The organism is Nonomuraea indica (genome assembly GCF_002850745.1).
Lineage (GTDB): Bacteria > Actinomycetota > Actinomycetes > Streptosporangiales > Streptosporangiaceae > Nonomuraea > Nonomuraea indica.
This window is the reverse complement of sequence record NZ_KZ559469.1, coordinates 144,501-158,715: the sequence shown is the minus strand read 5'-3', so window position 1 is coordinate 158,715 and position 14,215 is coordinate 144,501. Positions and strand designations below refer to the sequence as shown.

The following is a 14,215-nucleotide window of genomic DNA, read 5'->3' as shown; positions in this document are numbered from 1 at the left end:
GCCGCTTGATCCCTATGAGAACAACTCCGCAGAGTAGCCCGTATGGCTGATCATCCCGCGCAGCCCGTGCCGCATCCGCGGGGCAGGTGACGAGCACCCTGAGGAGCGCCCCGTGCTCTCCGTCGCCCAGGTCTTCGAGCTGGCCGACCGCGTCGGCCGTCGCCCGGTCGGCAACGTCCGCAAGGTCAAGAACGGCGCCTACCGGCTCAGGTTCCAGCGGCACGGCGAGATGCGCACGCATCCTGAGGTCTTCGCCGGCAGGGGCGATGCCGAGCGGGCGCTGCGGGCGCTGTGGGCGATGGGAGCGGACGGCCGGGCTGACAGCAGCCAGGATCGCCGGTTCCGCGCCCTTGTTCTCCTCGCCACCTTCGCGAGCCTGCGATGGGGTGAGGTGAGCGCGCTCCGCCGTAGTGACCTCGACCTGGAAGGGGCGACGGTTCGGGTCCGGGCTGCCTTCGTCGAGCGTTCCACGGGTGAGTTGGTTCTCGGGCCTCCGAAGTCGAAGGCAGGGCGGCGCGTGGTGGGCATCCCGCAATCGATCATCCCCACGCTGCGAGAGCACCTGAACACCTACGTCGGCAACGAGTCGGGCGCGCCGCTCTTCCCCGGTGCGAAGGGAGGGCCGCTGCCGCGGAGCGGCTTCAACACCCGTACGCGCTGGGTGGACGTGGTGAGGGATACGGGCATGCCCGGCCTGCACTTCCATGATCTTCGTCGCATGGGCAACATGCTCGCGGCCGAATCCGGGGCCGGGCAAAGGACCTGATGGCTCGGATGGGACACGGTAACGTGCGCGCCGCGATGATCTGTCAGCACGCCGTACGAGGTGCTGACAAAGCGATCACGGACGCGATCGACCGGCACATCGGCAGGGCCGACGACGAGGACGACGGGGGCTCGGCAAGCGTGCTCGCTCCCGTGGGCTAGGGCCTGTATCAAAGTTTGCTGTGGTGGCGTGGGCTGTTCCGAGCCGCCCGTAGATCGACAACGAGAGAGGTCTCCGGTAAGAGGGTTGATCGACCAAGAACAACCTGAACACCGGAGACCTCGTGGCCACTCTAGCGGCGACGCGGCGGTTCGACCTGACCGATGCGCAGTGGGCAGTGCTGGAAAAGCTGCTGCCTGCGCCGAAACGAGCAGGGCGGCCGTCGTTGTTCAGCAGACGGCAGTTGATCGACGGGATCCGCGGCTTGTCCCGGGTCGATGGTGGGGGGGATGATCAGGCTTCCGCCCCAGCCCTCTACGGCCCGGCCTACCGCACGGCGATCATCCCGGATCCGGAGTGCCCCCGCCGGAGGCAGAAACACTGTAACGCTGGGAGCCATGGCCCCCCTCCGAGGAACCACCCGAAGAGCTGTGTCAACGCGCCACCAAGATCTCCAGATGGTCCAGCCTGCCTACTTCGTGCTGAACCGCATGTTCCCGAGGAGGAAATTCCGTTGGTCGGTCAGGTAGGCCAGAGGCGGAGGAAATGCAGACCGGCTTGCAATCGACCGCCGTCACGCCGGTCAAGTATGAGGCGTCCCGCGCTCCAGGATCCATGCATGTCAACGGTTTCGTCCCGGAAGTGGCTCCGTGTGGTGAAGGAGATAGAGCCCTCGGAGAAGTCATAGCGTGCAACGTAGATGCCGTTGAGCGGCGCCGGTGCCTCGCGGTGGAACCACGCCGCAATGGCCTGGCCTTCGGCTGGTCCTGGAGCGGGCTTCACCAGCACGTCTAGGACGACGCCGTCGGGATAGAACCGAAACACCTGTTCTCCGGCCGCGTAGATTCCGGATGGGCGTGCCTGGCCTCGCTTTCGTGCCATGGAACCGAGGATAGTGATCTCGGATTTATCGCTGTGCCTCTCATCTATGGCGCAGTCCGAGACGCCTCGGATGCGTCTACGTACAGACCACACCCTCAACGGTTACGCCGACGGTCACGATCGAGTCTGGCAGCTCTCGCTGTGAGGGTTCGATACGAACGTAAGCGCCGTGGCCGGCGGGTTGCTGTAGGCACCCGGAGGGCGGGCGCAAGGGAGGGCCGGGGTACGGCGGCGCGCCGCGCCGCCGCTTGATCCCTATGAGAACAATTCAGCAGCGCTTGGCTCAGCAAGTCTTTCACGCCGGGGTCTGCCGCCCATCGCCTCATGTGGGCTCGGAGGGTGGTGAGCTGGCCGGCTACTCGGCTGGATCGGAGCGCCTGGAGTCGGGGGATGGTTTCTTCGATCACCGAGCATGCCTGGTCTCGTTCGCCTGCCATGGCGTAGGCGGTGGCGGTGCGGGCGAGGAGCAGGGCGTGGTCGAGGGCCTGGCTGGTGAGTGACCATAGGGATCGGCTGGACTCGAATACTGGGATGGCGCTGTTGGCTTGGCCCAGCAGCAGGCGGGTGGCTCCGGTCTCCATGGCGATGTAGGCGGGGGTGCAGTAGGGGGCGCAGTCGTTCTCGTCCTGGGTCAGTCCCTCGGTCGCCTCGGTGAGGGCGGTCTCGGAGTCTGCGGCGGAGTCCGCGGCTTCTCCGAGGTGGGCGTGTGCTATCGCGCGGGTTCGGAGGACGACGGCTCGGAGCCGGGGTGTGAGGGCGTCGGCACGGGACATGGCTGCGTTCGCCAGTCCCAGGCCGTGGCCGTGGTCGCCGGACTCGATGGGAATGAGGCTCTTCCGCATGAGGATGTAGGAGATCGTCCGCTGGTCGCCGAGTTCCATGGCGTAGTCGAGGGTCTTGTTGGTCCACATCCTGGCGTGGGGGAAGTCGCCGACGCGCAAGCCCGACGCCGAACGGGCACTCGCCCTGATCGAAGCCCAGATGATCAGAGGGGAGTGGACCGACCCCGAGCGAGCCAAGATCAAGCTCGGTGACCATGGGATGGCCTGGATCGACCAGCGCCCTGCCCTACGCCCTCGCACTCTGGATCTGTACCACTGGCTGTTCAAGAAGCACATCTCGCCCTACCTCGGCAGTGTCGTCCTGGGGAAGCTCTCGACGGCGATGATCCGGCAATGGCGGGCCGACCTCCTCGCCAACGGAGTGTCCGTGTCCATGGCAGCCAAGGCGTACCGGCTGCTGCGCGATCCTGATGACGGCCACCGAAGACGACCGGCTCATCCCTCGGAACCCATGCCGCATCCGTGGGGCCGGCGACGAGAAGCCGGAGGAACGGCCGGTTCTCACCGTCGCCCAGGTCTTCGAGCTGGCCGACCGGGTCGGCCGTCGTCCCATCGGCAACATCCGGGAGCACGGCAAGGGCTATCGCCTGCGGTTCCAGCGGCACGGCGAGATGCGGACTCACCCTGAGATGTTCCTCACGCGGGCAGAGGCCTAGCGGGCTCTGTGGAGGATGATCGACACTGGGCAGGCAGACTGCACGCACGACCGGCATTTCCGTGCCTTCGTGCTGCTGGCCACCTTCGCCAGCCTGCGCTGGGGAGAGATCACCGCACTCAGGCGGAGCGACCTCGACCTGGAGGCGGGGGCCGTCCGCGTACGTGCGGCCTACATCGAGCGGTCCACGGGGGAGATGATCCTCGGTCCACCCAAGTCGAAGGCCGGACGGCGGGTCGTCGGCATCCCGCAAGCGATCATCCCAGCGCTTCGGGAGCACCTGGCCGTCTACACCAAGGACGATCCCGGCGCCCTCGTCTTCCCCGCGCCCAAGGGCGGCCCGCTGCGGCGAAGCGGTTTCAACAAGCTCGCGGCCTGGCCGTACGCCGTCCAGACCATCGGCGTGGACGGGCTCCACTTTCACGATCTCCGACACACCGGAAACATGATCGCGGCAGAGTCGGGGGCCGGGCTCAAGGACCTGATGGCCCGGATGGGACATGACAACGTCCGGGCAGCGATGATCTATCAGCACGCGGTCAGGGGCGCGGACAGGGCGATCACGGTAGCGATCGACAAGCATCTGAGTGGACACGAGCGCGTCGCTGGCGGCGGCGAAGAGGACCCTCCTGGCGCGCTGGCTCCCGTGGGCTAATGGCCCGCTAATGGCCTGAGAAGATCAAAGGTGCTGAGAAACAATCAAGGCCCGGGTTGGGAATCTTTCCCTGACCTGGGCCTTAGCTCTGAGAGCGGGTGACGGGAATCGAACCCGCGCTGTCAGCTTGGGAATCGCATGGATCAAGCGTCGTAGGGCTGTTGACCTGGGCTTGCGGCGGGTCATGAGTGACCGTGGTTGCCCCCTCGTCACCCTGGCTTGTTGCACGCCAATTGCACGGCGATCACCCGGCGACTTGGTCTTTCCTGCGCGCCGCGCACACTTCCCGTCCTGATCATCCCGTCTGCCGTCGACCCGCCCGCAGGGGAAGCGGGCCAGGGCCACGGGGACAAGGTGGAGCCCCCTACTGGAGGAACGACCTTGGCCCCGTGGCCCTGGTCTGCTCGGCTTGTCCCGGGTCGATGGTGGGCGGGGTGATCAGGCTTCCGCCTCAGCCACTTACGTCCCGACACCGGCTTCGGCGATCATCCCGGAGCTAGAGTGCCCCCGCCGGAGGCGATTTTTGGATTTGGCCACATTGTGGGATGGGTTCCCTATATCTTGGCCTTGGCTCACGCAGGAAGTACACCACTTCCCTTGCCTGTCACCTCCGACGTGACTGAGTTCTGTGACGGGAAACTCAAAGGCAGGGGCTGTTCTTGCGCGGCCGAACGCAATCGGTAATGCAAGGCGCTGTAAGAACCTACGCAGGGGATGTCGGAGATCACCTGGGCGTGGTCTTCTTGCAGCGCTTTTTTGATTGCTGGAGAGGAGGGGAGATGGGTGCGTCTGAGGAACTCGGACGGACGGCCCGGTTCGCTGCTACGAACTGGGGCCGTACCGTCCGAATGTGCCTATTGCTGCTAGCGGTCGCTGCAGCGGTGGGCACCTTCGTCGCGGTGAGAAACCTGCCGCTGGTTACCTGGTAGACGAGTTCCACTCGCGACGTTCCATGCGTGGATTGGTATTCCATCCACGCATGGAACAGTGCTGTGAAGGCTAGCGCACCATTTGCAAGTTGGCCGTGCCCTTCGCGAAACTTCGCGGAGTTTCGCGAAGCAGGACGGTGCAACGCGAAGCAATGAGGAACCTTCGCGGCCCGAGTGGCGGGTGCGCGCGAGAACGGCCCCCAGGCCGCACGCGCAGCGCGCGGCCCGCAAGCTCGGGCCGCGCGGCGGCGCGTGCGCCGCCGCCTTGATCCCTATGAGAACAATTCAGCAGTGTTTGGCGAGCAGGTTCAACACGTGGGCGAAGCTGGCGGTGAGGGAGTCGAGGACTGCCTTGCCTTTTTCGGCAGTGGCGAGTGAAGGGCGGCCGATGACGCCGTTCTTGGTGTAGGCGTGCATGCCTTGGGTCAGCAGGTGGCGCCGGTCGTCGGCGGCGTGGTCGGCGTTCTCGTAGCCGGGGCGTATGACCTGCGGGTAGGCGTGCAGCAGGATCGAGGTTTCGATCTCTCCGGCGTGCATGTCCTCGTGCATGGAGCTGGTCAGGTGCGCGGCGTTCCGGGCCTCCTGCCAGTCTTCGCGGGTGGGGTAGAGGGCCATGGCCCGGCCGGTGGCGCTGGCTTCCTGGACGACGTTGCTCAGGACGTAGTTGCCGCCGTGAGCGTTGACGATCACGAGGGCGTTCGGGCCGTTGAGGGAGTCGTGGACGTCAGTGATGACGGCGTGCAAGGTGCGAGCCGAGATGCTGACCGTGCCGGTCCAGGCGGCGTGTTCGTGGGAGCAGGAGATCGTTATCGGTGGGAGGAGCATGACGGGGTAGGCGTCGGCGATGCTCTGGCTGATCAGCGTGGCGATGATGGTGTCGGTGCTGAGAGGCAGGTGGTCGCCGTGCTGCTCGAAGCTGCCCACGGGCAGGATGGCGACCTGGGCGTCGCGCTGTCGTTCGTCGGTGGTGGTCGCGGTGGGTAGCAGTGGGTTGATCACTGGTCTCCTCGCGGCTCGGGTGCTGGCAGTGAGAACGACTCTGCGGTGATGTCGAGTCTGGTCAGCAAGTCTTTCACGCGGGGGTCTGCCGCCCATTGCCTCATGTGGGCTCGGAGGGTGGTGAGCTGGCCGGCTACTCGGCTGGACCGGAGCGCTTGGAGGCGGGGGATGGTTTCTTCGATCACTGTGCATGCCTGGTCTCGTTCGCCTGCCATGGCGTAGGCAGTGGCGGTGCGGGTGAGGAGCAGGGCATGGTCGCGGGCCTGGCTGGTGAGTGACCATTGGGAGCGGCTGGACTCGAGTACCGGGATGGCGCTGTTGGCTTGGCCCAGCAGCAGGCGGGTGGCTCCGGTCTCCATGGCGACGTAGGCGGGGGTGCAGTACGGGGCGCAGTCGTTCTCATCCTGGGTCAGTCCCGCGGTCGCCTCGGTGAGGGCTGTCTCGGAATCTGCGGCGGAGTCCGCGGCTTCCCCGAGGTGGGCGTGCGCTATCGCGCGGGTTCTGAGGACGACGGCTCGCAGCCGGGGCGTGAGGGCGTCGGCACGCGACATGGCTGCGTTCGCCAGGCCCAGACCGTGGCCGTGGTCGCCGGACTCGATGGCGATGAGACTCTTCCGCATGAGGATGTAGGAGATCGTCCGCTGGTCGCCGAGCTCCATGGCGTAGTCGAGGGCCTTGTTGGTCCACATCATGGCGCGGGTGAAGTCGCCGATGTCCTGGTGGAGCCATCCGCAGAATTCGAGGAGCTCGCTGGCGAAGGTCAGTGCTTCAGCGCGGTCGGCTCCCCTTGTCACCCGGCAGACCTGTCCGACGATGGGGATCTGGCTCTTGACTGCGCTGATCAGCAGAGGCGGTCCCATGATGGCCTCGGCCTGGATGTGGCCGGCCAGCACATGCCGCAGTCCCGAGATGACCGGGCGGCTCGAAGATCCGGTCAAGCTGGCCAAATACTTGGCCGGCGGGTGGGCATCGACGTCCCTCGGCGGTCCTGTCTCCTGATGTGTGACCTGAAGCGAAGGGCGTTGGGGAGCCAGGCCGAGCGTCATGCGGGCGGGGTCGGGCATGTGCAGGCCGTCGGCGACCCGCTCGAACACCTCAAGTGAGGTGACCTGCACGGCGCCCTTCATGATTTCGCTGACTTTGCCCTGACTCAGGCCGACTGCCACGCCGATGCGGGTCTGGCTGCATCCTGCAAACTGGCGGATCAAGCGGAACACGTGCCCGATATCGCGTTTTGTCAGGGCGGAAATCATGTCGGGGCGCTGCCAGAGGTCAGCCGGTATGACGACCGGTTCGGCCCCTTCTGTGGGCATTTGCCGTATCCCCTTGTGTTTCACGGACTGACGGTGACTCTACGCTCACGGCTCGCCGATATCCCGTCAAGGGATATTGCCTATCCGGTAGAGGGATTCCTTCCGAGGATGGGTTGGGAAAGTCCTGATGGCGACCCTTGCTTTATGGCTGCCAACGATCAAGTCACACGGGAGCGGTGCCGCGCTTGCCGCGGAAAGGGCTGGCGGTGGGTCCGCAGGAGCCGCGCGGATGCACAGTGCCGCATCGACGGCGTGGCTGTCGAGCTGGTGCAGGTGGACTGCTTCGACTGCTCGGGCGCCGACAGGCTGAGGGCGGCATGATGGAGATCTTCACGGGCTGTATGAGTCCGCACGTGGCGCCGCTCCAGAGAGATCACATGCGCTTGGTGTGGCACTCTCCGTTACGGGGTGAGCAGCGTGTCCGCGTGATCGCCTGGACCTGCGACTGTAGAGCCACGGTGTACGAGCTGTGCCATGCGGGCGGCGTCGGGTACGTGCGGCGGACCGTTCAGTTGGAGGGTGCTCCCGAAGTGCACGAGACCTACCGGTGGTCCTTCCGGGAGGCCGATGGTGTGTGGACGGCGCTACTCGGCGGACAGGTCCGGTAGGCAGTCGGTCACGGCTTCGTCGCCGAACAGGGGGTTACACAGGCTGCATGCGCTGATAGCCTGCTTGGCTAGACAGGCATGTTGAATGTGGGGCTCTGATGTCATTTGAGTACACGCCGCCGAAGTACGCGCAACTGATCGCGGAACTGGCACGGCGCATCGAGTCCGGCGAATACCCGCCCGGCTCCCCCCTCCCGAGCGAACACCAGCTCATGGCCGAGTTCGGCATGGCGCGACCCACCGTCGTCAAGGCCCTCGGCGTCCTGCGCGATCAGGGCTGGATCATCACCCATCAGGGCAAGGGCCGCTTCGTGCGTGGTCGCCCGGCCATCCCTACAGGTCAGCAGGTCCGGACGGGGCGGGAACTGCTTGACCGCAAGGAAGTTCAGGTCTCCAACAGGTTGCTCACGGCCGGAGAGGTTGAGGCGCCGAACAGGATCGCGGCCTACCTCGGGATCAAGCCCAAGTCGCCCGTCGTGCTGCGCCGGACGTTGGTGGAGCGCGACAACGAGCCGACCGAGATCTCCTCGACCTGGTTGCCGGTCACGGTGGCCGAAGGTACGGCACTGGTCGAGTCGGAGGAACTGAAGCAGGGCGTTCGCCGGTACGTCGAAGCTGCGGCCGGCACCGCGCTCGATCACATCATCGAGCACATCACCGCGCGCAATCCGACCAAGGAGGAGTGCACGCTCCTCGACGTCAAGAACTCGGCTGCGCTGCTGACCGTCTATGCCGTGGCCTGCGACGCGACCGGCAAGCCCTGGGTCGTGGTCGAATCCGTTCTCCCCGGCGACCGTCACGAACTGGAGGATGCCTATCCCATCCGCTGAGCCGGAGCCCCAACTTCTTCGCACGAGCCCACTTGGACCGCTTGACTATCCAAGTGGGCTTCGTGCTTAATGAAGATGCAACTTGGCCAGTCAAGATGGCTGGCCGCTCAAGCAGAGGAGATCGTCACCATGGCAATCCAGGGACCCATCCCCGTGACGTTCGGTCAGGTCTTCCCGCACGGCTGCTACACCGTCGGGGAGGTCGAGCCGGTCAAGGACTTCGACGCCTCGACCAACGGGCGGTTCGTCCAGGCGCGGGACAAGCAGACCGGTGAGCTGGTTTGGCAGATCCCCGTCATGGACGCCGACCCGGCGCTCAAGGCGGCTCAGAAGACCGTGGCGGTCAAGATCCTGAGCGCGGTTCAGCCGGCGCCTCCGGCTCCCGTGGCGGGGCTGCCGTTCACACCGGTCGAGTTCGACGGGCTGACCGTCACGCCGTACGTCAACGGATCCGGACGTCTCGCCTACTCGATCAAGGCGCGGCAGATGCTCGCGCCCCGCACCACCACCGCCACGCCCGCGAAGACCAACAGCAAGGAGGCAGCAGCATGACCGGTTACAGCTACACCACCATCAGCATCGACACGGGCGAGGAGCCCCGCATCACGGTCGCCCTCCACCCCGACGCGTCGGCGCGGGTCGCCTACTACCCCACCAACAGCAGCCGGCCGTTCATCGACATCGAACACGCCGGAGCACGTGTGATCATCGGCACCGGCCCCAGCGCCAAGGTCACCGAGCAGCACGTCACGTTCGCTCGCCACCTGCTCGACGCGGCGGCGGCCTTCCTCGCCGACTGCGAGCGCCTGCACGCCGAACAGCGGGCGGCGGCCTGACAAGCAAGCGGGGCCGCTGGAACTGGTCCTTCCAACGGCCCCCTTTTCTCCCTGATCTCACTCACGAGAGGTTTCCCAGCCTAATGTTCAAGCGACTCCCAGGGGACGAGGCGCGCAATCTCGTCTCCACCACTCCCGACACCGCCGTGGTCTTCCGGCCCGCCGTCGTTCAGACTCCGGCGTTCATCACGCTCGTCATCTACGCCTGGCGCTTCGTCTCGGCGCTGGTGTGTACGCTGTGGCGGCACCCGGTCGCCTGCGCCGTCCCGGTCACGCTCGCGGCGCTGTGGGTGCTGTACGGCTGGCCGCTCGCGGCGTCGGTGCTCGGGCTCGTCGTCCTGGCCCTGCTCGCCTGGGCCTTCATCGCTCGCGATTCGTTCGCTCGGCTCGTCGGCTGGCGGCTGCTGGCCTGGTGGCGGCTCATGTCGGTCTACCGGCGTCACTGGCAGGCCGTCATGGACGTCTCCGGTCTGGCCAGGCGCATCCATGGCCGTGCCTACATGCCCCGTCTGGTGAAGGTGCAGTGCGACGGCTGGGCTGACCGCATCACCGTGCGCATGCTCGACGGGCAGGCCGTCAAGGACTGGACCGACCGCACCGACAACCTCGCCCAGGGCTTCGGCACCGTCTCCTGCCGCGTCGCGCTCATCAAGGGCGGCCGGCTGATGCTGACCTTCCCGCGCAGCGATCCACTCGCCGAACCGATCCCCGCGCTCCCGATCCCGGACGAGCCGTCGGTGGGGCCGGTCGAGATCGGCAAGCAGGAAGACGGCCGGCCCCTGAAGCTCAAGGTCCACGGCACCCATGTCCTCATCGCGGGCGCGACCGGCGCCGGCAAGGGCTCGTTCCTGTGGGACACCATCCGCGGCCTGCTGCCCGCCATGCGCGCCGGGCTGGTCGAGGTCTGGGCGCTGGACCCCAAGCTGATGGAGCTGTCGTTCGGCCGGGAGCTGTTCCAAGGACGCTACGCCGCCGACCCGGCCGACTGCGCCGACCTGCTGGACGAGGCCGTCTCGGTGATGCAGAAGCGGGCGGCTCGCTTCTCCGGACTCCAGCGCTCCCACACGCCGACCGTGGAGGACCCGTTCGTCCTGGTGCTCGTGGACGAGGTGGCGTTCCTGACCGCCTACCAGCCCGACAAGCAGCTCCGGCAGCGCATCTCCGCCGCGCTCGCCACCCTGGCGACACAGGGCCGCTCGGTCGGCGTCGGGGTCATGGCCGCGCTTCAGGACCCGCGCAAGGAGGTCATGAACATCCGCAACCTGTTCCCCGACAAGATCGCCCTGCGGCTGGACGAGTCGGAACAGGTCGACATGGTCCTCGGCGACGGCGCACGTGATCGCGGCGCTCTGGCCGACCACATCTCACCCGTCCACGAGCTGGGCTCGGGCGTGGCGTACATGCGGCTGGAGACCTCACCCGAACCCGTCCGCGTCCGCGCCGCCTACGTCTCCGACGACGACATCCGCGAGATGGTCGCGCTGTTCACCGAGCGAGGTGAGGCCGCATGACCAACCCGAACGATCGCGCACTACCCCGGGCGGTCCGACAGGCGATGCCGATGGCCCGGGATGTCGTGGAAGAGGTCGCCAAGCTGCACGGCGTGTGCATCCGACCCGTTCCGCTCAGGCGGCTGGACACCCACACCGGCCAATGGGAGCTGGTCGACGTGCCGTGCGGGTCCACGCTGGAGGCCAAGTGCCCACCGTGCGCCAAGCGCAACCGGCAACTACGCATCACCCAATGCCGGGAAGGCTGGCACCTCGACCACGAACCGGTCATCACACCGGACGAGCCAACCGACGATCAGCGGTGGCTGGTCGAGTTCCGCGCCGACCTCCAGGCCCGACGCGACGAGGCCGAACAGCTCGGCGAGGACACCGCCGACTGGGATGCCGCCATCGAGGGCGTTGACGCCGAGATCAACGAGGCGGGCATGCGCGGCAACGTCCTGGGCCGGACCGCCGCTAAGCGGGTGCGCTCGACCCGGCGGCGGCAGGACGCACCAGACCTGCCCAAGCGAAAGATGACCAACACCACGCTCGGGCGCACCTTCGCCGCGCCGGACGGCAAGGTCTACCGGCCCTCGCTGTTCGTCACGCTCACCCTGCCGAGCTACGGCAAAGTCCGCGACGGCGTCCCGCTCGATCCGGACACCTACGACTACGCGCGCGCTGCACGGGATGCGCTGCACTTCTCCAAGCTGGTGGACCGGTTCGTGCAGAACCTGCGCCGGGTGGCGGGCTACGACGTGCAGTACTTCGCCACCGTGGAGCCGCAACAACGGCTCGCTCCACATCTGCACATGGCCATCCGCGGGACCCTTCCGCGCGCGGAGTTGAAGCAGATCATCGCCGCCACGTACCACCAGGTGTGGTGGCCCCCAGCCGACGACGTCCGCTTCGACGGCGACCACTTCCCGGTCTGGCAGGACGGCGTCGGCTACCTCGACCCCGACACCGGCGAAGTGCTGCCCACCTGGGAGCAGGCGCTCGACCAGCTCGACGCCGACCCGGACGCCGAGCCTCTGCACGTCGTCCGCTTCGGACAGCAGCACAACATCCAAAGCGTCCTGGCAGACACACCAGCCGCCGGCAAGTGGCTCGGCTACCTCACCAAGTACCTGACCAAGAGCCTCGCCGACCCCCTCGACGCCACCGCCCACAGCACGGCCCGCCGCGAGCACGCCGCCCGCCTCATCGAGGCCCTGCGGGCCGAACCGTGCTCGCCCACCTGCGCCAACTGGCTGCGCTACGGCATCCAGCCCAAGAACGCCAAACCCGGAATGCTTCCCGGCCGCTGCCGTGGCAAGGCCCACAAGCCCGACCACCTCGGCTACGCCGGACGCCGCGTCCTGGTCTCGCGCAAGTGGTCCAACAAGACCCTCGCCGAACACAAGCAGGACCGCCGCACCTGGGTCCTCGAAGCCCTCGGCCAACCCGACCAGACACCCGACCCACACCGCTACGTCTGGAAGCCCGTCCCGGCCGGAGACGCCAACGTGCCGCCCCTGGCCACGCGCCTCCTCCGCTCGATCCGAGATCGCCAACGCTGGCGAGCCCATCTGCAACAACTCGAAGCTCAGAATCTTTCGGCAACTCGGTCTGCGGCCTGAGAGGAGGAACGTCATTGGACCCATTGCTCACCGTCCCTGAAACAGCCGCACGGCTTAACACCTCGGTTCGCTTCGTCCGTCGCCTGATCGCGGAACGACGCATCGAGTTCGTCAAGGTCGGCCGTCACGTCCGCATCTCCGAGTCGGCGCTGACCGCCTTCGTGCTCGCGGGCACGGTCGCGCCTCTGACGGCTCACGAGGTCACCGGGAGGGCTGCCTGATGGCCAAGGGCAGCAAGCCGAACCGTCGCCGTTTCGGCAACATCCGTCAGCTTCCGTCGGGGCGCTACCAGATCAGCTACCTGGCGCCTGATGGGCGACGCCGGACGGGCTTGGAGACCTACGAACGCAAGGGCGATGCCGAACGGGCGCTCACGCTGATCGAGGCCAAGATGATCGCAGGGGAGTGGACCGACCCGGATCGCGGCAAGATCAAGCTCAAAGACTACGCGGAGACCTGGATCTCACAGCGCCCTGGGCTGCGTCCGCGCACTGTTGATCTCTATACGTGGCTGCTCAACAAGCACATCACGCCGTACCTGGGCGCGGCCCAGCTCGGGAAGCTGTCCACGGCGATGATCCGGCAGTGGCGAGCGGACTTGCTCGGCAACGGCGTCTCGGTGTCGATGGCGGCTAAGGCGTACCGGCTGCTGCGGGCCGTGCTGATGACGGCGGCCGAGGAAGACCACATCATCCCGCGCAACCCGTGCCGCATTCGCGGGGCCGGCGACGAGCATCCTGAGGAACGTCCCGTGCTCTCCGTCGCTCAGGTCTTCGAGCTGGCCGACCGCGTCGGCCGTCGTCCTCTCGGCAACGTCCGCAAGGTCAAGAACGGCGCCTACCGGCTCCGCTTCCAACGGCACGGCGAGATGCGCACTCATCCTGAGGTCTTCACCAGCAGGGGTGATGCCGAGCGGGCGCTGTGGGCGATGGGGACAGACGGCCGGGCCGACAGCATCCAGGATCGCCGGTTCCGCGCCCTGATACTCCTCGCCACTTTCGCGAGCCTGCGATGGGGCGAGGTGAGCGCGCTCCGCCGTAGTGACCTCGACCTGGAGGCGGCGACCGTTCGGGTCCGGGCGGCCTTCGTCGAGCGTTCCACGGGTGAGCTGGTTCTCGGGCCTCCGAAGTCAAAGGCGGGCCGGCGCGTGGTCGGCATCCCACAAGCGATCATCCCCACGCTGCGAGAGCACCTGAACACCTACGTCGGCAACGAGCCGGGCGCGCTGCTCTTCCCCGGGGTGAAGGGCGGGCCGCTTCGTCGGAGCGGCTTCAACACCCGTACGCGCTGGGTGGATGTGGTGAGGGACATGGGCATGCCTGGCCTGCACTTCCATGATCTTCGTCACACGGGGAACATGCTGGCGGCCGAGTCGGGCGCGGGACTCAAGGACCTCATGGCACGGATGGGACACGACAACGTGCGCGCCGCGATGATCTATCAGCACGCCGTACGGGGCGCCGACAAAGCGATCACGGACGCGATCGACCGGCACATCAACCGGACCGACGACGAGGACGGCGAGGACTCGGCGGGCGTGCTCGCTCCCGTGGGCTAATCGCACGCGGGTTGCACGGAAGATCGGAAAGACCTCAGAAACAATCAAGGCCCGGGTCGGGAATCTCT

Annotated in this window: 15 protein-coding genes and 1 pseudogene; 12 read left to right on the top strand and 4 right to left on the bottom strand. The window is 66.8% G+C overall.

The features are described 5' to 3' along the window. The first annotated feature begins 112 nt into the window (after positions 1 to 112). Positions 113 to 766 carry a tyrosine-type recombinase/integrase gene (locus tag CXR44_RS12330; RefSeq protein ID WP_101785807.1) on the top strand — a complete coding sequence of 218 codons (654 nt, stop codon included), beginning with the start codon at positions 113 to 115 and terminating at the stop codon, positions 764 to 766. Positions 767 to 774: 8 nt separating this feature from the next. Next, positions 775 to 927, top strand: coding sequence for a hypothetical protein (locus CXR44_RS39385; RefSeq protein ID WP_180903355.1), 153 nt, complete (start codon positions 775 to 777; stop codon positions 925 to 927). 520 nt (positions 928 to 1,447) lie between these two features. Here the strand turns inward: CXR44_RS39385 and CXR44_RS39380 are convergent. Then, entirely contained in the window at positions 1,448 to 1,807 is a 360-nt protein-coding gene (locus CXR44_RS39380; protein WP_180903353.1) for a hypothetical protein, read from the bottom strand. A 95-nt stretch (positions 1,808 to 1,902) separates the two neighbouring features. Continuing rightward, entirely contained in the window at positions 1,903 to 2,748 is an 846-nt protein-coding gene (locus tag CXR44_RS39375) for an NsdA family TPR-like regulatory protein (RefSeq protein WP_180903420.1), read from the bottom strand. Positions 2,749 to 2,788: 40 nt separating this feature from the next. Here CXR44_RS39375 and CXR44_RS42145 point away from each other — a divergent pair. The 3 genes and pseudogenes from CXR44_RS42145 to CXR44_RS12310 form a co-directional block, all read left to right on the top strand. Further along, positions 2,789 to 2,986, top strand: a pseudogene (locus CXR44_RS42145) (tyrosine-type recombinase/integrase); the annotation flags it as partial. A gap of 73 nt (positions 2,987 to 3,059) precedes the next feature. Beyond that, entirely contained in the window at positions 3,060 to 3,305 is a 246-nt protein-coding gene (locus CXR44_RS40825) for a hypothetical protein (protein WP_245899108.1), read from the top strand. A 15-nt stretch (positions 3,306 to 3,320) separates the two neighbouring features. After that, the gene (locus CXR44_RS12310; protein WP_101785803.1) at positions 3,321 to 3,959 is read left to right on the top strand and encodes a site-specific integrase; all 639 of its coding nucleotides are present in this window, start codon (positions 3,321 to 3,323) and stop codon (positions 3,957 to 3,959) included. 1,214 nt (positions 3,960 to 5,173) lie between these two features. Here the strand turns inward: CXR44_RS12310 and CXR44_RS12305 are convergent. Both CXR44_RS12305 and CXR44_RS38875 read right to left on the bottom strand, forming a co-directional pair. Beyond that, positions 5,174 to 5,887, bottom strand: coding sequence for a creatininase family protein (locus CXR44_RS12305; RefSeq protein ID WP_245899107.1), 714 nt, complete (start codon positions 5,885 to 5,887; stop codon positions 5,174 to 5,176). Then, entirely contained in the window at positions 5,884 to 7,224 is a 1,341-nt protein-coding gene (locus CXR44_RS38875; RefSeq protein ID WP_245899106.1) for a helix-turn-helix domain-containing protein, read from the bottom strand. The genes CXR44_RS12305 and CXR44_RS38875 overlap by 4 nt, the downstream gene beginning before the upstream one ends. 682 nt (positions 7,225 to 7,906) lie before the next feature. On the opposite strand from CXR44_RS38875, the gene CXR44_RS12290 reads away from it, so the two are divergent. The 7 genes from CXR44_RS12290 to CXR44_RS40105 all read left to right on the top strand — a co-directional run bounded on the left by CXR44_RS12290 (position 7,907) and on the right by CXR44_RS40105 (position 14,147). Next, positions 7,907 to 8,638 (top strand): GntR family transcriptional regulator, encoded by a 732-nt coding sequence (locus CXR44_RS12290; RefSeq protein ID WP_101785797.1) that lies wholly within the window; start codon positions 7,907 to 7,909, stop codon positions 8,636 to 8,638. 129 nt (positions 8,639 to 8,767) lie between these two features. Continuing rightward, the gene (locus CXR44_RS12285) at positions 8,768 to 9,190 is read left to right on the top strand and encodes a plasmid replication, integration and excision activator (RefSeq protein ID WP_101785795.1); all 423 of its coding nucleotides are present in this window, start codon (positions 8,768 to 8,770) and stop codon (positions 9,188 to 9,190) included. Continuing rightward, positions 9,187 to 9,474, top strand: coding sequence for a hypothetical protein (locus CXR44_RS12280; RefSeq protein ID WP_101785793.1), 288 nt, complete (start codon positions 9,187 to 9,189; stop codon positions 9,472 to 9,474). Before CXR44_RS12285 ends, CXR44_RS12280 begins: the two co-directional genes overlap by 4 nt. An 83-nt stretch (positions 9,475 to 9,557) precedes the next feature. Then, on the top strand, positions 9,558 to 10,985 hold the full coding sequence (locus CXR44_RS12275) for an FtsK/SpoIIIE domain-containing protein (protein WP_101785791.1): 1,428 nt from the start codon (positions 9,558 to 9,560) through the stop codon (positions 10,983 to 10,985). Further along, on the top strand, positions 10,982 to 12,589 hold the full coding sequence (locus tag CXR44_RS12270; protein ID WP_101785789.1) for a replication initiator: 1,608 nt from the start codon (positions 10,982 to 10,984) through the stop codon (positions 12,587 to 12,589). Before CXR44_RS12275 ends, CXR44_RS12270 begins: the two co-directional genes overlap by 4 nt. 14 nt (positions 12,590 to 12,603) lie before the next feature. Further along, complete coding sequence (locus tag CXR44_RS12265; RefSeq protein WP_245899105.1) at positions 12,604 to 12,810, top strand: excisionase family DNA-binding protein; 207 nt, start codon at positions 12,604 to 12,606, stop codon at positions 12,808 to 12,810. Further along, positions 12,810 to 14,147 (top strand): tyrosine-type recombinase/integrase, encoded by a 1,338-nt coding sequence (locus CXR44_RS40105; protein WP_219601766.1) that lies wholly within the window; start codon positions 12,810 to 12,812, stop codon positions 14,145 to 14,147. Before CXR44_RS12265 ends, CXR44_RS40105 begins: the two co-directional genes overlap by 1 nt. The last annotated feature ends 68 nt before the right edge of the window (positions 14,148 to 14,215 follow it).